The 26062-nt window shown below is 64.7% G+C and carries 27 protein-coding genes and 1 tRNA gene; 19 read left to right on the forward strand and 9 right to left on the reverse strand.

Annotation, left to right across the window (positions count from 1 at the left end; genetic code table 11):
- The first annotated feature begins 41 nt into the window (after positions 1-41).
- From WKB88_RS08290 to WKB88_RS08375, 18 genes are all read left to right on the forward strand, one after another.
- The gene (locus WKB88_RS08290; protein WP_341394062.1) at positions 42-407 is read left to right on the forward strand and encodes a hypothetical protein; all 366 of its coding nucleotides are present in this window, start codon (positions 42-44) and stop codon (positions 405-407) included.
- Positions 404-814, forward strand: a complete 411-nt coding sequence (locus WKB88_RS08295; RefSeq protein ID WP_341394063.1) for a DUF6093 family protein — start codon at positions 404-406, stop codon at positions 812-814. The genes WKB88_RS08290 and WKB88_RS08295 overlap by 4 nt, the downstream gene beginning before the upstream one ends.
- 9 nt (positions 815-823) lie before the next feature.
- Positions 824-1192 (forward strand): HK97-gp10 family putative phage morphogenesis protein, encoded by a 369-nt coding sequence (locus WKB88_RS08300; protein ID WP_341394064.1) that lies wholly within the window; start codon positions 824-826, stop codon positions 1190-1192.
- Complete coding sequence (locus WKB88_RS08305; protein WP_341394065.1) at positions 1185-1604, forward strand: hypothetical protein; 420 nt, start codon at positions 1185-1187, stop codon at positions 1602-1604. The genes WKB88_RS08300 and WKB88_RS08305 overlap by 8 nt, the downstream gene beginning before the upstream one ends.
- A gap of 8 nt (positions 1605-1612) precedes the next feature.
- The gene (locus tag WKB88_RS08310; protein ID WP_341394066.1) at positions 1613-1882 is read left to right on the forward strand and encodes a hypothetical protein; all 270 of its coding nucleotides are present in this window, start codon (positions 1613-1615) and stop codon (positions 1880-1882) included.
- Positions 1883-2401 (forward strand): phage tail tube protein, encoded by a 519-nt coding sequence (locus WKB88_RS08315; RefSeq protein WP_341394067.1) that lies wholly within the window; start codon positions 1883-1885, stop codon positions 2399-2401. It begins immediately after the preceding gene.
- Positions 2402-2501: 100 nt separating this feature from the next.
- Positions 2502-3059, forward strand: a complete 558-nt coding sequence (locus tag WKB88_RS08320; protein ID WP_341394068.1) for a hypothetical protein — start codon at positions 2502-2504, stop codon at positions 3057-3059.
- 89 nt (positions 3060-3148) lie between these two features.
- Positions 3149-3391, forward strand: a complete 243-nt coding sequence (locus tag WKB88_RS08325; protein ID WP_341394069.1) for a hypothetical protein — start codon at positions 3149-3151, stop codon at positions 3389-3391.
- Between the two features lie 36 nt (positions 3392-3427).
- Positions 3428-7180, forward strand: a complete 3753-nt coding sequence (locus WKB88_RS08330) for a phage tail tape measure protein (RefSeq protein WP_341394070.1) — start codon at positions 3428-3430, stop codon at positions 7178-7180.
- 48 nt (positions 7181-7228) lie between these two features.
- A complete protein-coding gene (locus WKB88_RS08335; RefSeq protein WP_341394071.1) occupies positions 7229-7996 on the forward strand; it encodes a hypothetical protein in 768 nt (255 codons plus the stop codon).
- Between the two features lie 256 nt (positions 7997-8252).
- Positions 8253-10193, forward strand: coding sequence for a hypothetical protein (locus tag WKB88_RS08340; RefSeq protein WP_341394072.1), 1941 nt, complete (start codon positions 8253-8255; stop codon positions 10191-10193).
- 83 nt (positions 10194-10276) lie between these two features.
- Positions 10277-10405 (forward strand): hypothetical protein, encoded by a 129-nt coding sequence (locus tag WKB88_RS08345; protein WP_341394073.1) that lies wholly within the window; start codon positions 10277-10279, stop codon positions 10403-10405.
- Between the two features lie 152 nt (positions 10406-10557).
- Entirely contained in the window at positions 10558-11310 is a 753-nt protein-coding gene (locus WKB88_RS08350) for a hypothetical protein (RefSeq protein ID WP_341394074.1), read from the forward strand.
- 8 nt (positions 11311-11318) lie between these two features.
- Positions 11319-11966: a hypothetical protein gene (locus WKB88_RS08355; RefSeq protein WP_341394075.1), complete on the forward strand. Its 648-nt coding sequence runs from the start codon at positions 11319-11321 to the stop codon at positions 11964-11966.
- A 10-nt stretch (positions 11967-11976) separates the two neighbouring features.
- Positions 11977-12387, forward strand: coding sequence for a hypothetical protein (locus tag WKB88_RS08360; protein ID WP_341394076.1), 411 nt, complete (start codon positions 11977-11979; stop codon positions 12385-12387).
- Positions 12384-12743, forward strand: a complete 360-nt coding sequence (locus WKB88_RS08365; protein ID WP_341394077.1) for a hypothetical protein — start codon at positions 12384-12386, stop codon at positions 12741-12743. Before WKB88_RS08360 ends, WKB88_RS08365 begins: the two co-directional genes overlap by 4 nt.
- Before the next feature lie 75 nt (positions 12744-12818).
- The gene (locus tag WKB88_RS08370) at positions 12819-14519 is read left to right on the forward strand and encodes a hypothetical protein (RefSeq protein WP_341394078.1); all 1701 of its coding nucleotides are present in this window, start codon (positions 12819-12821) and stop codon (positions 14517-14519) included.
- Positions 14520-14521: 2 nt separating this feature from the next.
- Positions 14522-15430, forward strand: a complete 909-nt coding sequence (locus tag WKB88_RS08375; RefSeq protein WP_341394079.1) for a hypothetical protein — start codon at positions 14522-14524, stop codon at positions 15428-15430.
- Positions 15431-15730: 300 nt separating this feature from the next.
- Here WKB88_RS08375 and WKB88_RS08380 read toward each other — a convergent pair whose 3' ends face one another.
- From WKB88_RS08380 to WKB88_RS08390, 3 genes are all read right to left on the reverse strand, one after another.
- Complete coding sequence (locus WKB88_RS08380; protein WP_341394080.1) at positions 15731-16261, reverse strand: DapH/DapD/GlmU-related protein; 531 nt, start codon at positions 16259-16261, stop codon at positions 15731-15733.
- A 35-nt stretch (positions 16262-16296) separates the two neighbouring features.
- A complete protein-coding gene (locus WKB88_RS08385) occupies positions 16297-17373 on the reverse strand; it encodes an acyltransferase family protein (RefSeq protein ID WP_341394250.1) in 1077 nt (358 codons plus the stop codon).
- A 189-nt stretch (positions 17374-17562) separates the two neighbouring features.
- Positions 17563-18324 carry a serine protease gene (locus tag WKB88_RS08390; protein WP_341394081.1) on the reverse strand — a complete coding sequence of 254 codons (762 nt, stop codon included), beginning with the start codon at positions 18322-18324 and terminating at the stop codon, positions 17563-17565.
- Positions 18325-18529: 205 nt separating this feature from the next.
- Between WKB88_RS08390 and WKB88_RS08395 the strand changes: the two genes are divergently transcribed.
- Positions 18530-18805 carry a hypothetical protein gene (locus WKB88_RS08395; protein ID WP_341394082.1) on the forward strand — a complete coding sequence of 92 codons (276 nt, stop codon included), beginning with the start codon at positions 18530-18532 and terminating at the stop codon, positions 18803-18805.
- 107 nt (positions 18806-18912) lie between these two features.
- Here WKB88_RS08395 and WKB88_RS08400 read toward each other — a convergent pair.
- The 6 genes from WKB88_RS08400 to eno all read right to left on the reverse strand — a co-directional run bounded on the left by WKB88_RS08400 (position 18913) and on the right by eno (position 25965).
- Positions 18913-18985 (reverse strand) — tRNA-Leu (locus WKB88_RS08400).
- A 120-nt stretch (positions 18986-19105) separates the two neighbouring features.
- Positions 19106-20491 (reverse strand): NAD(P)/FAD-dependent oxidoreductase, encoded by a 1386-nt coding sequence (locus WKB88_RS08405; protein WP_341394083.1) that lies wholly within the window; start codon positions 20489-20491, stop codon positions 19106-19108.
- 31 nt (positions 20492-20522) lie between these two features.
- Positions 20523-21923, reverse strand: a complete 1401-nt coding sequence (locus WKB88_RS08410; protein WP_445818886.1) for a S8 family serine peptidase — start codon at positions 21921-21923, stop codon at positions 20523-20525.
- Complete coding sequence (locus tag WKB88_RS08415; RefSeq protein ID WP_341394084.1) at positions 21920-23611, reverse strand: DUF501 domain-containing protein; 1692 nt, start codon at positions 23609-23611, stop codon at positions 21920-21922. Before WKB88_RS08415 ends, WKB88_RS08410 begins: the two co-directional genes overlap by 4 nt.
- A 123-nt stretch (positions 23612-23734) precedes the next feature.
- Complete coding sequence (locus WKB88_RS08420; RefSeq protein WP_341394085.1) at positions 23735-24592, reverse strand: FtsB family cell division protein; 858 nt, start codon at positions 24590-24592, stop codon at positions 23735-23737.
- Positions 24593-24681: 89 nt separating this feature from the next.
- A complete protein-coding gene (eno, locus tag WKB88_RS08425; protein WP_341394086.1) occupies positions 24682-25965 on the reverse strand; it encodes a phosphopyruvate hydratase in 1284 nt (427 codons plus the stop codon).
- Between the last annotated feature and the right edge of the window lie 97 nt (positions 25966-26062).

A 26062-nucleotide genomic window follows, 5' to 3' on the forward strand; every position in this document is an offset into this window, starting at 1 on the left:
GCGGGGGCCACCCCCAAACTTCATAGCGACCGGAGGCACCCATGGCCATCGACTTTTCTACGCCCATCGGGCGTGTCCGCCTCCTGACCGCTGACCTCGATGAGTCCGCGCCCCTGCTCACTGATGAGCATCTGCGCGGCTACCTCGAACTCCACTCCGGCAACGTGAACCGTGCTGCTGCGGACGTCATGGACGCCATGGCGACCAGTGAGTCCCTGCTGGCCAGGAAGATCCGGACGCAAGACCTGCAGACCGACGGACCTGCGGTGGCCACAGACCTCCGGAAGCGTGCCGCCGAGCTGCGCGCCCGGGCCGACGCGGAAGACGCTGCCTCGCTCGGCGACGTCTTCGAGGTCATCCCCTTCCACCCATACGGCAAGCCCGAGGGTGCGGAGTACCGGCTGTGAGTCCGATCCCCGGCTGGAACGTGATCCCGCCAGGGTGGGCCGAGCATCACCAGCCCACCGCCGAGTCGACCATGACCGCGGACGCCGTCTTCCAGCGCATCAGCGAAGGCCCCGCCCCGTTCCCCGTCCCTGACGGCTGGGACCCGGCAGAGGTCATCTGGGAACCCAAGGTCCGCGTGCAGCCCCTGAACAGGGAAGGGTCCGGCGTCGCCGCCGAGCAGCCCGTTTACACCCGCGAATACCTCGTCACCGCACCCATGCGGGGCCCGGCCATCATCTCCGGCGAACGTGGCGACATCATCGTCGTCCTCGGCCGCACCCTGCGCATCACCAACGAACAGTTCAGCTCCCTCCCCTGGGAGCGGGACTTCACCTGCGTGGACAACCTCACCCAGCAAAACCCGTAGGAGGCCGCCGTGGGAATTGAAAACGGGGCACTCCGCCGGTTCGGCGCGAACATCGCCCGAGCCCAAGCCACCACCGGGAAGCTCGCCCAGACTGTGGTGCGCAAGACCGCCCGCGACATCGTCAAGGACGCCAAGCTGCTGGCCCCGGTCGACACCGGGAACCTCAAGTCCTCCATCGGGCACTCCGACCTTCGCGGCGTCGGCCAGTCCGGTGACCTGTCCGTGGAGATAGGCCCGACCGCCAACTACGGCGTGTTCCTCGAGCTGGGAACCTCCCGCGCCCCGGCGCAGCCCTTCATGGGTCCGGCCGCCGATCGGAGCGCTGGCCCGTTCGAGCAGGCCATGAGCCAGATCGCGGAGGAGGGTCTACGTGGTTGATGCCCTGCCGTTCCGCGCCGCTGTCATAGCTGCACTTCGCACCATCCGAGGGATCACCGTCTACGACGGCTACGTGCCCGATCGAGTGCCCACCGACACGGCGGGCTACATCCTGCCGTACGTAGTGTTCTTCGGCGGCGTCGGCGACGAAATACCCGAACGGGACCTGTCCGCCCGGGTGGACCTCGGCGGCCTCCGGTGGGACCCGCAAACCACCTCAGTGGGCGCCAGCCCCGACATCTGCGCCAGCGTCGCGCAGACCGTCCGCCGGACCCTCACAAACCTGCCACTCGGCACCCACCACCTCCTGCCCAACCCGGACGGCTTCAAGCAGGAGACCCCGATCAGGGACACCACCATCACCCCGGCCCGCTTCATGCTGCCCGCACCGTGGCGGCTCGACACCACCTAGGAGGCCCCGTGGCCAACGACTGGATCCGCGTCCGAGACACCCGCACCAACGAAATCCTGCCGCACACCGTCCCTCGCGCCCACCTGGACATCTATGACCACCTCAAAGAGGTCCCATCCAGCCGCAAGCGCGCCGACCGCGTCACCGTGACCGAGCCCGTGCAGCCCGCCGCCGGCGTCCCCGTCACGGAACCCCACACTCCCGCTAAGCGCGGGCAGGCCACTCCGGCCACCACCATCCAGGAACCGGCCAAGCCGGAGAAAACCAAGGAGGCATAAATGCCCAAGTCCCTCGCAGACGGCCGCGTCAAAGTCGTAGCCCTCTCCACCAAGCCTGCCAACCCCTACGCGCCGACCCTCGCCGAACTCACCGCGGGCATCGACATCAGCTGCCGCATCCTGTCCAGCGACTACGCCCTCGGCCCGACGACGTCGGACCGCATCGCGGAGAAGGAGCTGTGCAAGGAGGGCAACGCCAACGCCATCGGCGCTTCCAACTACGCCGGCTCCGTCACCCCGTTCCGCTACTTCGACGAGACCACGAACCAGGCGCACACCACTGAAGACGAGGTGTACCAGCTGCTCAAGGAAAAGGGCACCACCCTCTACCTGTACGAGCGGCAGACCTCGAAGAAGTCCACCGCGGACTTCGCCACCGGCGACGAGGTGGACGGCTACGAGGTCGTCACCGACAACCCGCAGAAGCCCTCCGACATGGGCGGCTACATCAAGCGCGTCGTCCCGCTGGAGGTCCAGGACGCCTGGACCAACGGCGTCGTCGGCGGCGCCGCAGTCTAACCCCACGAACTGGTCGGCCCCTGTGAATTCAGGCTCCGGGGGCCGACCGCACCACCCAGCACCGAGCCTGAAACCCACCAACTTTGGAGCCTGAAACCCCATGACCAAGAAACTCGATCCCAACGCCTTCAACTTCGCTGACTGGTTCGGCGACGCCAACCGTCCGGAAGAATCCGCAGACGTCTTCACGCGCAACTCGCTGGTTGGCGAGATCAACCGGCTGCAGCGCCAGATCGAAGAAGACGACCGCGCCGCCGACGTCGAAGCCTCTCTCGGCGGCGAAGCTGCGAGCGCCAACGAGGAGAACCTCGCGGAGCTGCTGCAGCAGTTCGTCGACTCCAAGATCACCGTCTACGTCAAGGCGCTCACGCCCGGAGAGCGCACTGCCATCCGCAAGGCGCACGACGCTTCCGGCCAGCCGGACGAGGACTTCACCATCAGGGCCCTATCAGCGTCCATCACTGCGCTGCGGAAGCCCGGCGGCGCCCGGACGGCGGCGAACCTGTCCTACGGGGACGTCATCAAACTAGTCGAGCAGATCGGTGACGCGCAGATCGAGGTGCTGTTCAACGCCTACCGGCAGGCCACCTCCGGGCTGCCCACCGTGGACGCAGATTTTTTGCTCAAGCGCTCTGGTCCCGCCAACACCCCGGAATAGTCGCCGCACTCAAGACGGCGGAACGGCACGGCCGCTCCCCCTCGGAGTACCTCGGCTTCGAGGACGAGCACAAAGACCGGCTGCTCGAGGTGGCCTACACCATCTACCTCGACGGCATGTGCTCCTGCGGCTGGCCCATGGTGATCTGCCGCGATTCAGAGAACGACGGCTGGTTCGAGATCCCCGAAAAGGTGTCTGTCTGCCAGGTGCAGGCAGTCATCGACCGGGAAGCCAAAGAGCGGCGCGGAAACGCCAATTACGAGCCCGAGCCGGGCGAAATTCTCAACGTGATCTACACCCGGGGCGCCGAGTCGGAGGACCCCGACGACTAAGGCCATGCGTTCCCCACAGCACCTTTGGAGGCACACATGACCACTCGTTCCGTCATCGTCGAACTGCAGGCCAGGGTCGGCTCCTACGTCTCCAGCATGGGGAAGGCGAAGCAGTCCACCGACCAGCTCGCGCAGGCGCAGGACAAAGCTGGCCGGAGCGTGGATCAGACTGCACAGGCCCAAGACAAGGCCACCGGCAGCTCGGATAAGTCCAGCCAGTCCACGAAGCGTTCAGCTGCAGCACTGGCCGAAGAAGCAACGGCCGCGCAGAACTCAGCGAAAGCCCTGGGCCTCCAGTACAACGCCAGCGGGCAGCTCACGGACGCCAACGGCAAGGTCCTCAGCTCATCACAGGCCGCGGCACAGGGCCTGGGCCAGTTCTCGGATGCCGTCTACCTGACCGCGCACGCGGCGGAAGAAGCTGGAGACAGTGCGGGCAAGGCCACCAGCGGGCTTGACCGGCTTGCGGCATCCGCAGAGACGAACCGGGATGCCTGGGACAAGGCCGGCGGGGCACTCACCGCCTACGGTGTCTCGACGGTGGCCGTACTCGGCGCCACCGCCAAGGCAGCGATGGACTGGCAGTCCGCGTGGGCCGGCGTCACCAAGACCGTCGACGGCTCGCCGCAGCAGATGGCCGAGCTTGAGGATGGCCTGCGCGGGCTCGCCAAAACGCTGCCCATCACGCACGAGGAAATCGCAGGCGTGGCCGAAGCTGCCGGCCAGCTCGGCGTCGCACGCAAGGACGTCCTCGGCTTCACCAAGACCATGATCGACCTCGGCGTCTCCACCAACCTGACCGCCGAGGAAGCGGCCACCGACATCGCCCAAATCTCCAACGTGATGGGCACGATGTCCCGCGAGGGCGCGCAAGGCGTTGCCCGCTTCGGCTCCGCACTGGTGGCACTCGGTAACGACGGCGCCTCTACGGAGAAGGAAATCCTCTCCATGGCCCAGCGCATCGCCGGCGCCGGTGCCACCGTTGGCGCAACAGAGGTCGAAGTCCTGGCTCTGTCCAACACCCTTGCTTCCATGGGTATCCGGGCTGAGCTCGGTGGCGGCGTCACCACCCGCGTCCTGCTGAAAATGTTCACCGCCGTGAAAGAGGGCGGCAGCACTCTGGACAGCTTTGCCAAGACCGCCGGCGTCAGCGCAGTCGAGTTCTCCAAGGCCTACGGGGAGTCCCCCGTCAAAGCACTGGACATGGTTGCGCAGGGACTGAACAGGGTCAACGAGGACGGCGGCAACGTCGTCGAGGTCATGAAGGACCTCGGCATCAAGGGCACCGAAGAAATCCAGGTCATGCTCTCCCTGGCCAACTCCGGCACCCTGCTGGCCGACTCGCTCGCACTCGGTTCCAAGGCGTGGGAAGAAAACACTGCCCTCATCGAGGAAGCCACCAAGCGCTATGACACCGCGGACTCCCGGGTCCGCATCGCTTGGAACAACATCAAGGACGCCGCCATCAGCGCTGGCGCCGTGCTGCTCCCGGTCATTTCCACTATGGCTGATGGTGTTTCCTCCCTTGCAAGCATGTTTGGTGATCTGCCTGCCCCGGTGCAGGGCGCGCTCTCCGTCATCGGCGGACTCACAGGTGTTGCCGCGCTGCTCGCCGGCGGCTTCCTCGTCCTGTTCCCGCGGGTGATGGACGTCATCGGGGCCTTCAAGACGCTGGGGGTGAGCGGCGACGTCGCGGGCGGGAAGATGAAGACTTTGGGCAAGGCTCTGGGCATCGCCTCGATCGCACTGGCAGCGGCTGGCGCGCTCAAGGCACTGCACAACGCCGCCCAGCCTGCAGCCACTTCCACGGAGACCCTGACCCAAGCCCTGCTCGGGTTGAAGAATAACGGCAACTCGATCAATGACGTGTTCAAGAACCTCGACCCGGGTTCCGGCGGGGCGATCATCAAGAACATCGACAGCGTGGGCGAGGCACTCAAAGCCCTGGCGGATCCGGGCGTCAATGGGTCGATCTCTTCCTTCGGCGCCACGGTCCTTGGGATCAACAATGACACGGCCAAGCTCAACACAACCATCGCCACCATGGACCAGACCCTTGCGGGCGCGGTCAGCTCAGGCAACTTCGAGCAGGCATCCGCTGGGTTCAAGTCCATCGCTGAGAGCGCGAAGGAGCAGGGCTTGTCTCTGGAGCAGGTGCGGGACAAGTTCCCCACCTACATCGACTCGCTACAGCAGCTCGCCAACGCTGCCGAAGTCCAGGTATCCGAACAGGAACTCCTGAACTGGGCAATGGGCGAAACACCCCAGGTGATGCTCGACGCCGCAGCGGCAACCGACGACGTTGCCGCCTCTGCAGAGGCGGCAGCGGCAGCGGAAGCAGCCGCGACTGCCGCCACCGAGGAATTCGCCGAGGCAATGGCAGAAATCGGCCTGAACACCGACGGCACCATTGCCAGCCTGGACAAGTTCACAGAGGCACTGTTCGCCTCAGGTCTGGCGACAATGTCCAGTCGTGACGCCTCGTTCGCTTGGGAGGAAACACTCCGCGGCGTCAACGATGCAGTTGCCGGCGTCGTCAACGGTCAGGGTGAACTCGGCTCCGCGGTGAATGCCACGGGGACGGACTTCGACAAGATGACCGGCTCTGGCAAGGCCGCGAACGAGTTGTTCCAGGGCTTGATCCGGGACGGGATGGGGGTGGCCCAGACCTTCGGTTCGGACCTTACGAAGTCCGCTGCCGACGTCAATCTCCAACTGCAGGGAACCTACGAAGCCGGCGTCCAGTCCGCAATGGGTCTTGGGCTTGGCGAGGAAGCCGCCATCGCGCTCACCCGGGAAGTGATGCAGATTCCTGACGGGGTGTCCATCGAAACCTGGATGAGTGAGCAGGCCCTGATGATGTCAGGCCATACCTCCGAGTCTGTGGCTGACATACCGGAGTCCGTCTACATCGAGTCCTCCATGAGCAACGCTGCATTCACCGTGGCGGGGCAGACCAAGGCTTCGGCTGAGGACGTTCCCGATCAGGTCACCATCGATTCGTGGATGGCGGACGAGGCCTTCGTTGAAGCAATCCGGACTCGCGCTGCGGCGGAGGGCATCCCGCCCGACGTCGCTATCGCAGCGTTCATGGAATCAGCCGCCCGAAATGAAGCGGACGACACTACCTCTGCCGTTCTGAGAATTCCACCGGGCACTTCCATCTCGTCCTTCATGGCTGAGTACGCCCGGCTGGAGGCGGAGCGCACCAAGTTCGCCATCTGGCAGATACCCACCAGTGTGAACGTTTCGGTGAACATTGGTACCTTCGGGGCCGAGTCCGCCATGGCAGCTATCGGCGGCATCGCCGGGGCTGCCAGACGGGCCGCAGCCGGCGGCGCCACCGGTGGCCGAGTGCTAGAGCTCCTGGGCGGGGCGGCCTCCGGCGGGCGTGTGCCAGGGTCACGGTCCGCCAACATCACCAAGGACAATGTGTTTGCCTCCGTAGGCGGGATGGCTTTTGGACTGCAGGGCACCGAGTGGGTCATCAACCCGCGCAGTTCGGACGCTTACGACGCCGAGCTGGCCGCCATCAATGAGGGCTCCTTCCCCAAGGGGACGCTCTCCGGCGCGCTCTCCGGCGGACGCGAGTGGGCGGCGCCAGCGCCCAGCCCCAGCCATATCGGGGCAGGAGCCGGTGCGTCGACGGTGAGTCTGCATCCGGAAGACCGGGCCCTGTTGAGTGCCGTCGCTTCGGTGGCGGATCGGCCGCTGGTCGCAACATGGAACGGCCGCGAGGTCCTCACGGCCGTCCGCAGGTCGGAACAAGCAGCGAAACAAGGAGCTTAGATGTCCACGTACCTAGGGCCAGCAGGGAACCTTATCCGGTTCGAACGGATGTCTGCAGAGCAAATTGATGTCGCTGAACGGGTCCGTTTCGACACGACGTTGGGCGGCGTACAGAAGGCCCAAATAAGCGGGACGTCGCCGAGGTCATGGCAGGTCGGCATGGCCGCGGCGGCGCCCCGGGACATCAGCCACCTGTCCGGGCTGCTGGAGGGGCTGTACGGGCCGCCGCCGTGGCTGTACCTGGGCCCGTGGGCGCAGGTCAACAACCTCCTTACAAAGGCCACTTCTATGTTCCTGCCCGGGTCTTGGTCCGGGATCGGAGTCTTGGCCGGCGGTCCATTGCTCCTTGCTGACGGATCCACACCGCGCTATTCGGTGTCCACTATCGGCGGGGTGCCAATCACTGTGTCCACCCTGCCGGTTGTTCCTGGGGTTCCCGTGACAGCCAGCGCCTGGGCGTCCGGCGACACGGAATTCTCCCTGTCGCTGGTCTTCCTCGACGCTGCCGGCGCCACTCTGGATACCGTCACCGCCCGGACGCAGGCCACCATGGCTGAGCCGCCGCGCCGCGGGCACGTCACCGCAGTGCCACCACCCGGGTCCATGAACGCCCGCTTCCGGATACTGGGTGCAAGGCGGGCAGCACTCCCCGCATTCACCTGGACCAAAGACCTCGCGCCGTGGGCCGTCGGCGAAGGCGCACCCAAAGTCGTGGCCCGAGGCCTTTCCAAATCCGTGCTGCTCGCTTCAAGGGATAAGTCCTATCTGCGGCGGCTCAGCATGAACTTCACTCTGGAAGAGGTAGGCAATGCGTGACATTCCGGGCTGGCCAGCCAGTACAGACGTTCTCGAACCAATAGTTCGAGTCACTCATAAGGGTGCCGTACGCGACGTGGACGGCGTCACCATCTCTCGCTCCCTACCATCCACTGTTCACGCGCAGGTCGCCCGGGTCGGAGGCCTCACACAGGCAACCGGATCAGTGAATTGGTCGGCTCGCACCGACGTGGGCACAGCGCGAAACACAGGGTTTAATCGCTCCGAGAGTTGGCCGCCGGCGGTTCGGGACAAGGTGGACATCAGCACCGGATACCGAACGGAGGCTGGTGACCTGCTGGTGCGGCAGCTCACCGCCTCTGTGCTGAGTGGCAGCGGTGACCCGCAGGCCTCAACAGAATCCCAGCTGGTCGATCCCATCGCCCGACTCTCCCGGAAGGTGAACCTGCCGCCGCTGCTGAACAACATGCCATCACTCACGGACGGCGGGAAATGGCGGGGCGTTGCCCTGTATCCAACGTTCTTCACCGACAAGGCGGCCCGGGCCGGAGCGTTCAACTCCACCCCGGGCATGGCCGGCGGGTGCGTATTCTCTGCCCCGCTGATGGGCAGTGCTTGGCCGGAACGGGGCACCCTCACCACAGGGCTGCGCTACACGGACCAGGAGAACCCCAACGCCATCTGGCAGGAGACTCCCTGGGGTATCGGCGTCAGCGACGCCCTGCTGATCTACACCCCGTCCGGCACAACCACGCTGGACCGGCCGATGGAGATCACCGCCATGACAGCGGGCCGTCCCAGCGCCCGAATGGTGGTGGAGGCAGGTTGGGCCGGCGCCGAGATTACGCTCGGATTCGACGCCGGCAACGTTTACGGTTCCCGGGACGGTGCCAAGGTCTGCGAGCTGCCGTACGCTGACGGGCACGTCTTCACCCTCCGGGTTGTGCCCAGCGGATCCACCCTGCAGTTCACGCTCCGAGACGCTGCCGGGCGGGAGGCTACCGGCACAGCGACGAAGGCCGAGGCCATGGGCTCGCCGATGGAACAGGTCCGGGTGGCATCCACTGCCGCGGACGCCGTGATCGGCGGAGCGCAAATCTCCTTCCCGTCCACGGCGTGGACGTCGGTGAGCTACACCCGCACTGCTTTCATCACCCCGTCTACGAACAGTGCCAGCCTCCCGGCATCCCCTCCCATCCAGGACAAGACGGCCCGATCCCTGCTGGAAGAGCAGTCCAGGGCCGAGCTTGCCGGCCTGTGGATTGACGGGGACGGAGCGCTGCACTGGGTCAACAGGATCCGCCTCAGGGACGCCGCTCCTGTCGCCAAGCTGACGTCGAAGGATGATTTGCTCTCCCTCCCGTGGGAGGAGGACTTCGCAGCTGTCTCGTCCGAGGTGACCGTGACGAGCCGCAAACCCGAAGCCATCATGCAGTCCAGATACCCCATGCACGAGGTCTGGCGCAGCAGCTACAGCAAGGTCAAAGCCGACGGCACGGAGGTCTTCGAGGAGCTGCTGCACCCCGACACGGACGAAGACTGGATCATGGTCGATACCCGGTTCAACAACGACTACGCGGATGCCAACAACATGCGAGGGTCCGACGTCGCTGTCTACTACTTCTTCGAAAACGACATTGCGCCAGGACAGTCAGGTTCGATCTCAACCGAGGGGTACCAGCGAGCGTGGGTGGGCGCCACGCTACGGTTTGTCGACCACCGGACGTACAAGCTGACGACCACTGTCTACGCGGTCAGCACACCTGCCTGGGATGAGTACGAGTTCAGTCTCAAGATCCCGACGGAACACCAGAGCATCAACGGTGGAGGGTGGCAGGCGAATCTCGGAGGAATGAACTTCCCCGTTATCCGGGCGTACGGGAAGGTCATGTGGACCGACATCACGTACACGGCCAAATCTGGTGCCTGGGACGCTCCAGCGCTCTCGCATGACGTTGGCTGGTGGGTGCAGGACGCCGGCGAATGCCAAGCTATCGCCGATTACCTCGCCCGGCAGACCACGACCGCTCAACCGTTCCTATCCGCGGTGAGAATCATCCCGGACGCCCGTCTGGAACGCGGCGACGTCGTGACTCTGGTGGACACCGACCTGACTGGAATCGAGTACCGCTGTCTGGTCGTCGGGATAGAAGACCGGATCGGCGGCAGCCCGCTCACCTGGGAGCAGACCTGCGACTTCCGGGTCATCGACTACAAAACCGCCGCACAGCCTTAGCCGGATCCAAGCGGCTGTACCCACCCATTCGAGCACCCTGCGGGGTGCTTTTCTTTTACCCACCCGCAGGGAGGACCAAACGTGTGGACCCCACATTCATTACCGCCCTCACCGGGCTGTTCGTCGCCTCCGGCACTGCTGTCGGCTTCTTCATCAAACGCGGTGACGCCCGACGAAAAGCGAATGAGGACGCATTGATCGCGCACCTCTAAAAAGAGCTTGAGAGGAAAGCTGCCGAGCTCAAGCGCCTGAACGACATTGTCGAGATCCGCACCCAGGACGGCACGAGCTGGCGTGAGCAGCTGATCAAGAACGACATCAAGCCAGAACCCGAGCACTGGACCCCACTCCCTAAGGAGGATCGATGAGCGAACCGACAACCGCCCAGGAGGAGGTGCCGGCCAGCCTCGAGGAGATGGTGCAAAAGGCTGACCGCTCCCGGCGCTGGGATAAGCGGGTGAAGTGGGGCCTGTTCTGGGTACTCATGATCGGCGGGCTTGCCGGATTCTTCTGGCTCGGGCAGGTCACCGCCGACCGGGACTCAGCGAAAGCGGAGGCTGCCAGCGAGCAGCAGGCGAAGAAAGACATCGCCGTCGAAGCTCGGGCCGCACTCTGCAGCGCCGGTGAAGTCGCCGTCTACGACGCCAACCTCTGCGACCAGCTAGAGAAGATCGCAGAAGAACCTTCACGCCTCGAACAGGGCCCACAAGGAATTCAGGGTGTGCAAGGCGTCACCGGCACACGCGGGCCCGCCGGCGCTGACGGCAAGGATGGCGCCGATGGCGAGCCCGGACCTGCAGGAGCCAACGGGGTGGACGGTGCCGAGGGGGTGAACGGCCTCAACGGTGAAGCCGGGCCAGCAGGGGCGGACGGGGCGGACGGGGCGGACTCCACGGTCCCCGGGCCAGTAGGACCACCCGGCGCCAATGGAAGCGACGGCGCACCCGGCTCGCCTGGGCCAAGCGGCCGCGGCATCACATCTGTGACCTGCGAAGGAACCGGCGACGCCTCTTACTGGCTGGTCACTTACGACGACGGCACCACGCAGACAAGCGGCGGACCTTGCCGCATTAGTCCCGCCGCACCAGCGCCGGAACCCACCCTCGAAAGCCCCTAGGAGGGCACATGGCAACAGGCTATTACCTGCAGGACAATCCCAACCCGCACGCAGCCCAGTTCGGCTGGCCGCGTACTCGCGTGTCCGGCGTGATCGGCGTACACACGGCCGAGAACAACACCTGCTTCAACGGGCCTGACAACGGCGATCTGAGTGTCGGCGAGTTCGTTACTGGCCGCAGAGACTTCGGCAGCTACCACTCCGCCGCGGACGTGGACAGCTGGCGCCGCTGGGTGCACCCCGGATACTCGGCATGGGCGGACACCACCAACAACGCCCACGCAATGTCGGTCAGCGCAACTGTGCGGGCGAATGACTGGCTGGCACTCAAGGAGGACCGCCGCAGGGCTGTGGTGGTGAACCTTGCTGAGGCTGCTGCTGACCTCGCCCTGGTCGCCGTCCGTGACGGGCTATTGGACCGCGTTCCACCCGCACAGCGCATCAGCAAAGCCGAGGCTATCGCGGGCACACGCATGGGCTTCTATGGCCACGGCGAAACCAACCCCGGCACGCGGTACGACCCGGGCAAGGACTTCGACTGGACCCTATTCCTCAACTCCTACAACACGTTTGTGGGCGGCGGCATCGTCCCCGTAGGCACCATCACTCCCGAACGGCCCCTGCTCATCCCCGGCGTTGCCGGACTCTACATCTAAGGAGAAACCCATGTCGGATAATCAGGCCAAGTTCAACGAGGCAACCGATTCAGTGCTGCCGGGCAAGACGGGCGTGAGGCACGACGGCTCTCTGTTCAAGCAAGCCAAATTCGCCAATGAGGCGGCCACGGCGGCGAACAAGACCGCCGGCGAGCTCCTGGGGCGCTTCCATCCCGGCAAGGCCGGCGTCCGATTCGAGGGTGACCTCTACGGCATCCTCCGCCGTACCGAGTACAACACCGCGGTGACTCACCAGCTCGTATCGGCACTCAAGGCGGTGTCCGGTGGCGAGACCTTCGACGAGGCCAAACTGCTCGCGGGCATCGAGGCCGCAGCCAAGGCCGGTGCCGAAGCTGGCACGGCCGCGGCCATCAAGGGCATCGACACCACCGTGACCTTCGAGCAGGAGGCCGACAAGTGATCGAGTTCGATGTTCCCCTGGTTCCTGTCCTGCAGCTGGTGCTGGGCGTGCTCCTGCCCGTGCTGGTTGGCCTGGTCACGACCAGAGCCACCCGATCAGGCACTAAGGCGGTGCTCCTCGCCGCGCTGTCGGTCGCGACGTCGTTGCTCACAGAGCTGATCGGCGCACTGCAGGCCAGCACCGTGTACAACCTCGGCATGGCTCTCGTGCTGGGCCTCGGTACCTTCATTGTCGCCGTGTCCACCCATTACGGGCTGCTGAAGCCAACGGGTGTTAGCGGCGCCGTACAGGATTCTCTCCACGCCGCCGGCACTACACCGACCATCCCGGACGGCACCGGCAAACGTCGAGCCTGATCTACCCCTGCATCACCAATCCGCACGGCCTCCTCGGGGGTCTTTTTTATGCCCCGAGGGGGCTGAGGAGTACCAATGGCAACGTCAAGACTATCCACGCGCCGGGTTGAGTGGCGGGTCCAGGTCGGCACATCAAACAAGCCGGGCCAGGGCCTTGTCATCTTCGAGGCGTCAGTCTCCTATATCCCGGACCCGCTGGCCGCCGGAGGCCCTCGGACGGCGATCCCGGAGCCTGTCGCTGCCGTGCTCGATGCCAGCGGGTACGCCTGCACTCCCGCCGCCGGCGACCCAAGCGCCCCCGGTGAGCGCGGCGTCGCACTGTTCACCACAGATTCCCTGGGTGAAGACGGCGGCGACTGGACGTGGACAGCCCGACCGCAGCTCCGCTCAGTGAACGGCGTCCAAATGGCCGGCGCCGTTCCTGCATTCAGCTTCACCGTTCCCACCGGCACGGGCAGCCTCGACCTCGCCGAGGTGCAGAAGGTCCCAGCATCGCCCGGGCTCGGGACAGAGCAGGCCGTTGCTCTCGTGGCTCGAGCTGAGAAGGCTCTGCGCGACGCGGTGGGCATGGTCGGAGACACCCTCGCTGGAGCAGCCGAAGAAGCGGTGGGGACTGCGTTGGCAGACGCTCGCATTGTGCGCGGCACCGCCACGGGTGGGACGACTGTAGCCGCCGGCGGCTTCATCGGTGACAACGACCGAATGACAGACCTCGTGTTCGACGCTAACGGCGAGGTGCCCGACTTTATCCTGCTGGACAAGTGGGGCCGTCGCCTCGGAACTGACCAGGCAGTAAAGGGGGCTGTGACCGGGTACACCTCTGCCGCGGCCGGGGGTTTCGTCGGAGACAACGACAGGCTGACAGAGCTTGTGTTTGACGCCCAGGGAAACGTCCCGGATTCCAGCCTCCAGCGTTGGGCCGCCCGGATGAACCTGCGCCCTGCCGGTCTGACCTCAACGTTGCCGATCGTGACAGTCGGTGATTCCCAGACAGGCGCTACATATGACGGCGTGACATGGCCCGAGATCATGCGCACAGCACTCGGACTTGGCCCCACGGAGGTGAAGAACTGCGGGTACCCTGGCGAAACTTCCGTGGCGATAGCCGCCAAGATGGGGGCGGTGCCCGCAGTCTGGCCTGTTGGGGGCACCGTCCCGGCCAGCGGCTACGTCGAAGTGCTACTCAAGGAGCACACCGACCTTATGCTCTGGTGGGGCGCCATGCCTTGCACGCTGGCAGGTGTTCCCGGTGTGCTGTCACGCCACCCATCGCAGCCCGGCGGCTCTCCCAGCTTGGACTATCCGGCACGATTCACCCGCACGGCACCCGGCGCAGCTGTGAAGGTTCCGCCTAATGCCCCATTCATTCCAGAGAACGTGATGTACCGCGGGTGCATGACCATCGTCATGGTGGGGCGAAACAACACACAGAACACGGAACGGGTACTGGCCGATACCCGCGCCATTGTGGACAACCTCACAGCGTTGGACCGCAAGTATCTGGTGCTGTCCCAAATCAACGGAAACGCCTCACCGATCAACGCAGGGTACGCCGGAGACTACGGCCTCCGTTATCTGGACGTGCGCAGCTACCTGCAGTCACTACAGGCCATTGCGGACGCCGGACTCACCCCTACGCAGGCAGACCGGGATGCCATAGCGTCCCGCGCTGTCCCGCCCTGCTTTCTGAACGACGCCGTACACATGAACGGCGCAGGACTAACCCGACAGGGCCACTTTGTTGCCCAGCACATTATTGGAAAAGGATGGCTCTAAGCATGGCAACTTTCATCAGGACTCCAGGCGTCAACCCCGACACATCCAGGCCCTCCGCGCTCAGCATCGACCCCGTGGCGGCGCAAACCGGGGCCCTCATGCTGGTCGACCCGACGAACCCCATTTTTGGCAAGGGGTTCACCGGGGTGCCCGCCCATGGAGCCACTGTGCCCAACCTCGCATGGCTGTCCGCCGCCGCCGCAGTCGGAGGCACGCAGGCCAGCCTTGCTGCCGTTGTGGATACTGTTGGCATGGCAGGGGCCAAAGGCGCACTGGAGCGAACCGCCAAGGGTGGAATCCACGCCATCTTCTCGCAGGTGAACAACACCGCAGCCGCTGATCGCACCCACTACTCCCTGATTGTGCCCGAGCCAATCCGCACGTATCTGGACGCCAATCCCGACCATAATATCTACCTGTCCATTTGGGGACGAAACACCCGGCGCACCGATGCTGCTTCCGGGCAAGTCGTATCCATCTCTGGCATTGATGCGGGCACGACCGCTTACCGGGCCTACCTGAACGACAACGGGAGTACCGCGCCCAGTACAGGCGGTTCATTCCTTGGTGCGCGTGGGAGCGGTGCAACTCCGTTGGGTAATTACATCAAGAATGTTGGCGCCGCCGGGACCACTGGCGCGTTCTCCATTGGCACGAGCACGCCCACCGAACGCGCCAGGCTTTGGGGTATCGGAAACACCGGGTTCCTCAACACCTACGCCGGCGGTGCGCAGCCTGCACCACAGGGACATTCAGGCTCACACATCCTGTACCGCGCCTATCTGGAGGACCTCACCCTCTCCGGTCGCACCTACGCCCAAGTAGACGCCCTGGATAGCGCGTACTACACCGAGGAGGTCCTCACGCCGGGGGGCCGCTACTACGGCGACACGTTCACCGCGCCCGTATAGCGCGAACGCCCCTGCCTTTGGCAGGGGCGTTGCGTCATTTAACCATTCGCTTCAGGTACAACTCTCCACGCATCTCCAAGCGAACGTCCGCACACTACTGGCGGGCCAGCCACGCCTCTTCCGCGCACTCGGTAGAGCAGGCGGTCTGCCCCTTCGGGTGATCGTCGGGGAAGATGAGACCGCAACCCGCGCACGCCCCATGGTGGAGGTTGCGGTGGGCCCAAATGCGTTGAATGGCTGTAAGAAGATTCCCCATAGTGAGAAGTATAGAGGGCACTGCGGCAGCCCCTACTTGTGGACCTACCGTTCGCTCGCCGGAATGGCCTTGTCGCGCAGAGTAGCCCTGGCCCCAAGAGTGGTCGTATCAGCGGGGACATCGAAGTTTACGAGCGAGTTCGGGCCAAGAGTGGCCCTGTCTCCGATTGTCACTGGCCCATAGACGCCAACGCTGGGACCAATGAAAACATCGTCACCGATAGTCGGGGCGAGTCCACGCACGGCACCGATTGTGGCGCCGGGGTGGATGCGACAGTTTCGACCTACTCGAGCGTCACCGTTTACAACAATTGTTCCCTTGTGCGCGATCGACAGACCGGGGCCGAACACGCCAAGCGGAATATCAAAGCCAAGCGCTTCCGAAAGGCGCTCGAAGCGGAACCTATTCCAGTAATAGGCAACCTTCCCAAATCCGCCCCGCCCACGGTAATGCTCACTGACCCGCATGAGCTTCATGAACGCCGCGATCCGATGCGTCACGACATAACGCGATTTCCATTCAGGGGGCAGCTTCATTGCCACCAAATCCTCCGCTAAAACTTCACGCCAACCCATCGAAAACACCCGCCGCTAGAGACCAGTAACTCAAGTCAGTCTACGGGTAGCTTTCGAACGCTATTCCCTTCGCGAAGCCCTGGCCCGGGCCTGAACCGCTGCGCCCGCTTCAGAATGGGCGACTCGAAGTACCGGAAGCTAACGAAGGCGATAAGAGTAACGAGCGCGAGGGTCGCCAGGAATACATCGATACCGGCCTCGTGTCCCAGCATCCGGCGAACCGCATTAGCAGCCAACATGTGCAGCAGATACATGCCGTAGCTGATGCCCCCGATGAACACCAATGGACGCAACCGCAATGCCGGATGGAGAGGCGTGTCCTCCCGGATGCAAAGAGAGACGACCAATAAAACCATAGCGAGCTGCACAACGACGGTAGGGGCCTCTACGAACATCAACGCCGCAACCACGACGACCAGCAATGGAGAAGCAAGCGCCCGCCCCAAGACCCCGAACAGGACCTCGAACGAAGGGCGGTGTGTGAGCAGGATGGCAAACACAGATCCCAGCAATATCGCTGGCGCCAAGCTCGCAAGAACAGTCAATGGGAAGCTGTCTCCGGAAGACGTCGCCGCGACTAACTGCAGCCCCACAAGGGCCAAGGCAACCACCACAGCGGGCCATGCCTTCCCCTTCAGCCAGAACGCCAGCACCAGCAACGGCGGCCAGAATAGGTAGAACTGTTCCTCCGTCGCGAGGGACCATGCGAAGTAGAACGTCACCCCATCCCCGGATTCGAGGTCAACAAACCAGTTCGACGTGTACGTCGCAAACGCTGGCAGATTGCCCCAGAACGCATCGCCCTTAGCGGTCCCATTCATGGTTACTGCCGTCAGCAGGCAATACATGCCCAGTACCGCGTAATACAGTGGGAAGATTCTCAACGTGCGGCGGATATAGAAATTCTTGAGCGAAATGCGCCCGTACTGGCGTCGCTCCCGCAAGAGGAGCGTCGTGATGAGGAAGCCGCTTATTGCAAAGAAGAAGTCCACGCCCCGGTAGCCCTGGTTCACGAGAGGGATGTCATGTATTCCACTTACGTGGTGCCAGACAACGCCAACCACACTGATGGCCCTCAGCCCGTCTAGGGCCCCGAATCGGCTGCCCTCCATGAAATTGTCGTAGGCAGCAGACTGAGACACGTTTCCCCTATTTGTTTGGCCTCGAGCTCCCCAGCACGAAAGACCCGCTTAACTCCGTAACCGCTTCACTATATCTGGCTCAACATCTGGCCGGGCGGACCAGCCCCCCGCCTTGGTTCGTACCCGATGATCGGCTCCCGTTCCAAGGAAGGTGCATTCCTAGTTGGAAGCAACGCTTGGCATAGTTACCAGATCTTGAATAACACTGGCTTTCCACACTATTCCAATATCTGAACTTTCGTTTATTCGCCCAGAGTAGACGCCCAAGAGATAGACCACATGTCCTAGCTTCATAACCACTGTCCCGCTAGCGCGCTTGATCGATCCGTTGGACGAAAAATAGATGACGGGTGATCCCGATTGCCCGGGCCGCGTTCGACTATCTATTAGAAAACTCGGCCAGTCGCCGTAGTCCAGACTTGGCTCTGAGGCAACCGTGCCCCTAGCCCAAATCCCCATCCCGCCGTGGGACGCTTCAGAATAAGGGAAGCCGATAATGCTCAGGTCAGTGGCGGCTTCAATCACGGGCGGGTCTGCCATCGACAATGAATATGGATACAGCTGGACGTTTTCAAGGTCGGACAGCTTCAGTGCCACTACGTCTACCTGTTTGCTGCCGCTCGGATGTTCCAGCCATAGTGGCTGGTCGTCCCCGTCAACCAGCCATTCCTCCTTCCAAATCCATTTTCCGAGCCGCTCTCGATCGTTGTGAAGGATGCGGACCTTGTCCGGAGTAACCCCGTGGCTCGAGAGCGTTTCCCCATTCGTCTTGAGGCCCGCTAGATTGTGCCGATTTGTTATGAGGAAGGCTGCGTCATCTGTCTCAACAATGAATCCAGTACCCGTTGCTAGCAGTTGATCCTGCCACCACATTTCTAAACGAAGCGACATAACCGACGGAAGCGCAATCTCTTTGACCATGAAGTGAAACTACCAGCATTCATAACGCAGCAATGGAAGCCAGCTCGGAACTTTCCACGCCCTCGACCAAGCGTGAAGTGGCTGCCAGCACCGTGTCGACCTCCGGGCGTCACCCTGAACCCCATGGTGTAGACATTGGGGCCAGTGCCAACGGCCTTAAGTCGGTACTGCATGACAAGCTCCCCTCGTGAATAAAGTGGATGCCATGGAAGCGTGTCAAGGGCTTCACTGCTCCGGCGGCAGTGCGCCCGCCGGCAGGATTACACATGCCCCGTACAGGCGCGAGCCGTACGTCAGGGCTCAGCTCCCCCAATTCGGTACGGTCGACGCTAAGGCGGCCGCGTGGACGCGAACGCAGGTACTCCTGCACTGGATCGACGAGCACGGCAAGGCGCACAACGAGTGGGTGCTGGCCGTGAGAGTTCGGCGGATCACCCGGGAAGAGTCTCGCTGGCGGGATCCGTACGACGTCGACTGGTGAGGGCTCGGGAAATAGTTTCCGTCCCGTAAGCGTCCCCTTCGAGCTAGAAAGCCCCGGTTCCGGCGATAGCCCCGCCACCACCCCCCTACTCCTGCAAGGGATGTAAGTACCCCAGGTCGGACTCGAACCGACAACACATGGATTTTAAGTCCACTGCCTCTGCCATTGGGCTACTGGGGCGGAAGCCTAAGCTTCTGCTCAAGCCTACTGGAAGCCCCACCGGGGCAGAAAACAACGACGGCGGCCCCTCCCTCAGGAGGAACCGCCGTCGTACGCGTTCTGCAGGAGCAGGAAAGGCTGCTACTTAGCAGCTTCCTTCTTCTTGGCCGGCGCAGCGGCAGCCTGGAACGACTGGCGCGGGTTCTTCAGGTTGCGCAGGTCGGTCAGGTCGCGGCCGTAGGTCACGTTCATGAGCCAGCCGGAGATCACGCGGAACTTGCGCTCGAACATCGGCATGGCCAGGCCGTGGTAGCCGCGGTGTGCCAGCCAGGCCGGGAAGCCCTTCATGCCGAAGCCCATGATGTTGGCAACGCCCTTGTACTGGCCCAGGCCGGCAACGGCACCGAGGCTCTTGTGGTTGTATTCCTCGACGCTGCCCACGCCGTAGCGGGCGGCCAGGATGTTCTTGGCCAGCAGCTTGGCCTGGCGGACGGCGTGCTGTGCGTTCGGGACGCAGAAGCCGCCGACACCGCCGCCGGAGAGGTCGGGAACGGCCGAAACGTCGCCGGCTGCCCAGGCGCCCTCGAGGGGGCCGTCGTCGCCGGTGATGCGCAGTTCGGCGTTGGCGCGGACCCGGCCGCGCTCATCGATCGGGAAGTCGGTGGCGCGGACCATCGGGTTGGCCTGCACGCCGGCGGTCCAGATCAGGGTGTCCGTGGCGAATTCGCCGGCCGGGGACTTGTCCGCCATGTTGATCAGCTTGAGGACGCCGTCTTCGGCGGAGGCCAGCGAGGTGTTCAGCAGGACCTCGATGCCGCGCTCACGCATGCTCGAGACAACCCACTCGGCCTGGTCCGGCTTGACCTCGGGCATGACGCGGCCCATGGCTTCAATCAGGACAAAGCGGAGGTCTTCGCGCTTGAGGCGGTTGTTGATGCGGACCGCGTCGCGGGCCATGTCTTCGAGTTCGGTCAGCGTTTCAATGCCGGCGAAGCCGCCGCCAACGACGACGAAGGTCAGTGCGCGCTCACGCTCGGGGCCTTCGGGCATCAGCGATGCGGTCTCGATGCGCTCAAGCACGTGGTTGCGGGTGCCCACGGCCTCTTCGATGGACTTCATGCCGATGCCGGCCTCGGCCAGGCCGGGGATCGGGAAGGTGCGGGTGATGGAACCGGCGGCCAGGACAACGTCCTGGTACGGAAGCTCAAACGGCTCGCTGCCGTCGGCCGGCTCAATGACGGCCGTGCGGGCGGCGTGGTTGATGGAGATGACCTTGCCCGTGATCAGCTCGGTGTTCTTCAGGTGCATGCGGTGGGACACGACGGCGTCGCGCGGCTCAATGGTGCCGGCGGCAACTTCGGGAAGGAAGGGCTGGTACGTCATGTACGGCAGCGGGTCGACAACCGTGACGATCCCGCCTTCGTCCTTGACCTTCTTCTGGAGGTTCTTTGCTACGTAGAGACCTACGTACCCACCGCCAACCACCAGGACGCGGGGACGGTCTGAAAACTGTGTCGTAGATGCCATGCCCTTATCGTACCTGAGTTTGTGAAAACCTTCACGAGATTTCGGAGTATTTTAGCTGACCCGTTTCGGTCTCCTCCGCCACAGGATGGTCTGCGGAGCGGCGGCGCGCACGGGCGACGGCAACGGCTCCTGCCACTGTCACGCCCACCAGCAGTCCGCCGAACCCCAGGACCAGTGCCGCGGGCAGCGGATCCGACTCGGCGTCCGGAGGAAGCGCCACCGGAACCGTGGGCTCCGGAAGATCCGGCACCACGGGCTCTACAGCTACGGGGGCATCGGAGGCGGGCGCGGTTGGCGCCGCCCGGCGGTGGATCCGGATCCAGTCCGCAATGCTGCCCAGCGGATTAGCCGACACCGAGGGAACGTCCGAGGTCAGGGCCGCTCCGGCGTTCAGGATTCCGTAGCCGTAGAGGGTGTCCTGCCCCGGAGCGCCCGCGTCCCGGGCGGTGCTGATGATCCGGTTGATGACGTCTGCTGCGCTCATGTCCGGGTAGGCGGAGCGGATCAGGGCCGCAGTGCCCGCAACGAGCGGTGCGGCACCGGAGGTACCGCTCCAGTCCGCGTACCGGGCCGGGCCGCCGGGCAGGCCGCCCACCAGGTCTTCCGCCGGTGCGGCAACGCCGATGCTGATGCCCTCGGAGGAAGAATCCTGGCTTGCCTCGCCGTTGCGGTCCAACCCGGCGACGGTCAGCACACCCGGGATGGTGGCGGGAGCGCCCACCTGGACCATGCCGACGCCGCGGTTGCCCGCGGCCACCACTACGACGACGTCCTGCTGCTCGGCGTACAGGAACGCGTCGTCCCAGCTTTCGGGCCATGAGGTGGACGAGCTCCCCAGGGACATGTTGATCACGCCTGCGCCGTTGTCTACGGCCCACCTGATGGCGGCCGGGATCTGGTCTTCGATGGAGATCCCGGCGGGGTTGTCGGGGCCGATCCACGCGGAAACCGCCAACAGTTCCGCCTTGGGCGCCACCCCGATAATGCCGTCGGATTTCACGGGAGCGGGAGCCTTCTTGGTTGGCTCTGCCTCACCGTCCGTGTCCTTCTCCGGCTCAACCGGGGGCAGGTGGCCGCGGCCGGCGAGCAGCGTGGCCACAAGTGTTCCGTGGGACGGGTTGGCCCCCACTCCCCTGCTGCCGGCAGGATCACCGGCACCGGAGACGTCTGTTCCGCCCGTTACTGCTCCCGCAAGATCCGGGTGGGTGGGGTCGATGCCGGTGTCGATCACCGCCACTTTAACGCCTTCGCCCTGGCTCACCTTCCAGGCAGCGTCAAAGCCGGAATCGGCAAGCCAGTACTGTTTGTCGCGCCACTCGTCCGCGGAAGCCGGTGCGGCCGGAAGCAGGGTCAGCATCAGCAGCGACGCCAGCAGGACAGTCCGGCGCCCCTCTTTCCGCCGCTGCCCGGGTGCGGCCCAGGCACGGGTCACCGCGCAGCGCTCAGGGCTATGCCGTCCAGGATGTCGTGCTCGCTGCTCACTGCCGAGGAAACTTTCCCGTCGGTGAGTTCCGACACCCGGTCCACTATCGTCTGCCAGATCAGGGCGCCGGCACCGATGACGTCCACGCGGCCCGGATGCATGTACGGCAGGGCGGCACGGGCCGCCCGGTCCATGTGCAGCAGTTCCGAGGCAGCCTGGTCGATCCGCGCGACGTCGAGGTCGGCCCCGTGGATCGCCTCGGGCGAGTACTCGGGCAGGTGCAGCGCATGCGCGGTCACCGTGGTGATGGTGCCGGCCACGCCAATCAGGCGGTCGGCTTCAGCCAGCGGCACGGTCTCAAGAACCTGGGCAATGATGTCCAGGACGTCACCGCGGGCGACGGCGATTTCCGCCTCCGTAGGCGGGTTGGACGTCAAGTGCCGTTCGGTGTAGCGGACGCAGCCCATGTCAGTGCTCTTAGCGGCCAGGACGCCTTCGGAGGTGCCGAGGACAAACTCGGTGCTGCCGCCGCCCAGGTCCACCACCAGGGTCTTGGTGCCGTTGCTGCTGCCCAGGACGCTGGCGGCCCCGGCGAAGGACAGCGCGGCCTCTTCGTCGCCGCTGATAACTTCGGGTTCCACACCCAGGCGCGCGCGGATTCCGTCCACGAACTCGGCCCGGTTTTCCGCGTCGCGGCTGGCCGAGGTGGCAACAAACCGGACCCGGCCGGCCCCGTGTTCGCGGATGAGCGCGGCGTACTCGTCAGCGGCCTCGAAGGTCCGTTCCAGGGCCTCGGGAGCCAGGCGGCCGGTGGCATCAACACCCTGCCCCAGCCGGTTCACCCGCATCAGGCGGACGACGTCGGTCAGCTTGGGAACTCCGCCGTCGTACGTCACGTCCGCAATGAGCAGGCGAATGGAGTTGGTGCCGCAGTCCACCGCGGCAACGCGCTCCGCCGGAGCATGTTCCTGCGCCTCGCTGTTTTCCGGCGCTGCACTGTTTTCAGGCATTTCACTGTTCTCCGGCACGGCATCCCCCTGCTGTTCGGCGTTGGCGGCCTCAACGGCCTCGCGGCGGGCGGCACGCTTGGCGTCCAACTCCTCCGCGGAGAGGCCCTGGGTCTTGGTGTGCCGGCTCAGGTCGCGGCTGGGCGCCGCGGCCGTTGTGTCCCACGCGCCCTCACAATAGCAGCGTTCGCGGGTCCACCACGGGGAAATCCGTTCCAGGGCTTCATCACCGAGCGGATTGACGCCGGGGCCGGCCGCCAGCGCATGGCCCACCAGGACGTGGAGGCACTTTACGCGGGTGGGCATCCCGCCGGCGGAGACGCCGTCGATCTCGGGAACGGGCCCGACGCCGGTGCGGGCGCCAATCTCATTGCGCACCTGAAGATACGCTTCGTGCGCAGCCCGGTAGCGGGCCGCAAGCTCGGGGTCCTGCTCCAGCCGCTCGGTCATTTCGGTCATGAGGCCGGAGGCTTCGAGCCGGGAAACCGCTGCCGTGATCACCGGGTGCGCCAGGTAGTAGGTGGTGGGAAAGGGAATACCGTTGCTGAGCCGCGGAGCCGTGGTGGCTACCAGGGGGTTGCCGCAGACGCAGCGCGCCCCGATTTCCACGACGTCGCGTGCCGGCCTGCCGAGCTGTCGGCTCAGTGTCTCCAGATCTTCGGAGGTGGGGGTGAGCTGCTCCTGGGTCATGCCGGAGGTTCCTTCCTGGGGGCCTGGACGAGGCCCGGGCTAAGTGATGTCTGCGCTTCTAAGATTACTGTGCGCGGAACGGCGCCGGGGCCGAAGCCCGGCAGGAGGGATGCGGCGGTACAGCTACGGCGCCGTGGCCGCCCTCTTGACCGAGTCCCACAGCGAGTCGACCCACTGCAGGTCTTCCGCTTCTTCCTGCGCCTGCTGCTCCGCTTCCTCCACCCCGTGTTCACCCTTGACGAGGTAGCGGGTCTCCCCCGGCATCACCAAAAAGATACGTTCGCGGGCCTGCTGCTTGATGTAGTTGGGGTCTTCCCAGCGCTCCAGCTCGGATTCCAGGTTCCGGGATGTCTCCTTCTCGGCGGCGATGTCCGCCTCAAGGGCGGCAATGTCGGAGCGCTGATGCAGGTACGTGTTCACTGACGGCGCGAGGAGAACCGTTATTACCAACGTCACCATTGCCAGGACCAGGAGGCGGCCGGAAAAGGCCTTCGCCGGAACCGGGCGCAGGTCATCGGCAGCCGTCTCGCCTGCGGCACCGCCGGGGGTGCCGGGAGACTGCTCCTGCGCCTGTATCCGGCGCCGGAACCTGCCGGCGGCAGCCGCGGAGCTGTCAGCTTTGCGACCGGCCGGGGCCTTGGCTGCGGGGGCCGCCTTGGCCGGAGCGGCTTTGGCCGCGGTGAACTTGGCCGGGGTGGACTTGGCCGGTGCTTTAGCCGCCGCTGGCTTGGCTGCTGTTGTGCCCGGTGCCGCCTTGCCCGGTGCCGCCTTTGGCGTGCCGGCGGCACGGAGCGTTTTCTCGCCGGCCGGTTCCGTGTTCCCGGCTCCGTCCACGGGCTTAGTGGCGCTGATCGTATCCGGGTCAGCCGCCGGGCTGCGCCGACGCACCGGTTTGGTCCCGCCGCGGCCGGAGGCAGTCCCGCCTGCGGCGCCGTTTCCCGCTGAACCGGCCTTGGGCACTTTCGGACGTCGGGTGGGCATGGGACTCCTTGAAGCGAACTAGTAAAAACAGACGGGTTAAACACAACCGGCGGGCACCCTCTTAACGAGGGTACCCACCGGCAGCAGGCTTACTCTGCCGTGAAACGCGGGAACGCGCTGCGTCCTGCGTAACGGGCGGCGTCGTCGAGCTCTTCTTCGATGCGCAGCAGCTGGTTGTACTTGGCTACGCGCTCGGAGCGGGCCGGGGCACCGGTCTTGATCTGGCCGGCGTTGGTGGCAACGCAGATGTCGGCAATGGTGGTGTCCTCGGTTTCGCCGGAGCGGTGCGAGGTGATGGTGGTGTAGCCGGCACGCTGGGCCATGGTGATGGCGTCCAGGGTTTCGGAGAGGGTGCCGATCTGGTTGACCTTGACCAGCAGGGAGTTGGCGGCGTTGCGCTTGATGCCGGTCTCCAGACGGGTGGGGTTGGTGACGAACAGGTCATCGCCCACAATCTGCACCTTGTCACCGATGGAGGCGGTCAGGGTCTTCCAGCCGTCCCAGTCCTCTTCATCCAGCGGGTCTTCGATGGAGACGAGCGGGTAATCCCGGACGAGTTCCTCGTAGTAGGCGGACATTTCCTCTGCCGTGCGGCTGGTGCCTTCGAAGAGGTAGGAACCGTCCTTGAAGAACTCGGAAGCGGCAACGTCGAGGGCCAGGGCAATATCGGTGCCCGGGGTGTAGCCGGCGCGCGTGATGGCTTCGAGGATCAGGTCCAGGGCGGCACGGTTGGACGGCAGGTTGGGGGCAAAGCCGCCTTCGTCGCCGAGGCCGGTGGACAGGCCCTTTTCCTTCAGGACGGACTTGAGGTTGTGGTAGACCTCAACGCCCCAGCGCAGGCCTTCCGAATAGGTCTGGGCGCCCAGGGGGACAATCATGAATTCCTGGATGTCGACGTCCGAATCAGCGTGCGAGCCGCCGTTGAGGATGTTCATCAGCGGCACGGGCAGGATGTGCGCGTTGGGGCCACCCAGGTAGCGGTACAGCGGCAGGGCTGCGGACTCGGCGGCAGCGCGGGCCACGGCCAGGGAGACGCCCAGCATGGCATTGGCGCCCAGGTTGGACTTGTTGTCGGTTCCGTCCAGGTCAATCATCGTCTGGTCGATGGCACGCTGGTCAGCGGCGTCGAAGCCCAGCAGCGCCGGCTGGATCTGCTCGATGACAGCTTCAACGGCCTGCAGAACGCCCTTGCCCTGGTAGCGGGTCTTTTCGCCGTCGCGGCGTTCGTTGGCTTCGAAGGCACCGGTCGAGGCGCCGGAAGGGACCGCGGCGCGGCCGAACGTGTCATCATCAAGCAGAACCTCCACCTCAATGGTGGGGTTTCCGCGGGAATCCAGGATTTCGCGGGCGTGAATGGCATCGATGATTGCCATGGGAATGCTCCTGTTCGTTGGAACGCTAGTGGTAACTACAGCCGGCGCTATGAAACGTGCCACGCTGTCTGGTTCCAGCCTAGTTGAAACCGGCGCG

This window comes from Arthrobacter sp. G119Y2 (assembly GCF_038069765.1).
Classification (GTDB): Bacteria; Actinomycetota; Actinomycetes; order Actinomycetales; family Micrococcaceae; genus Arthrobacter_B.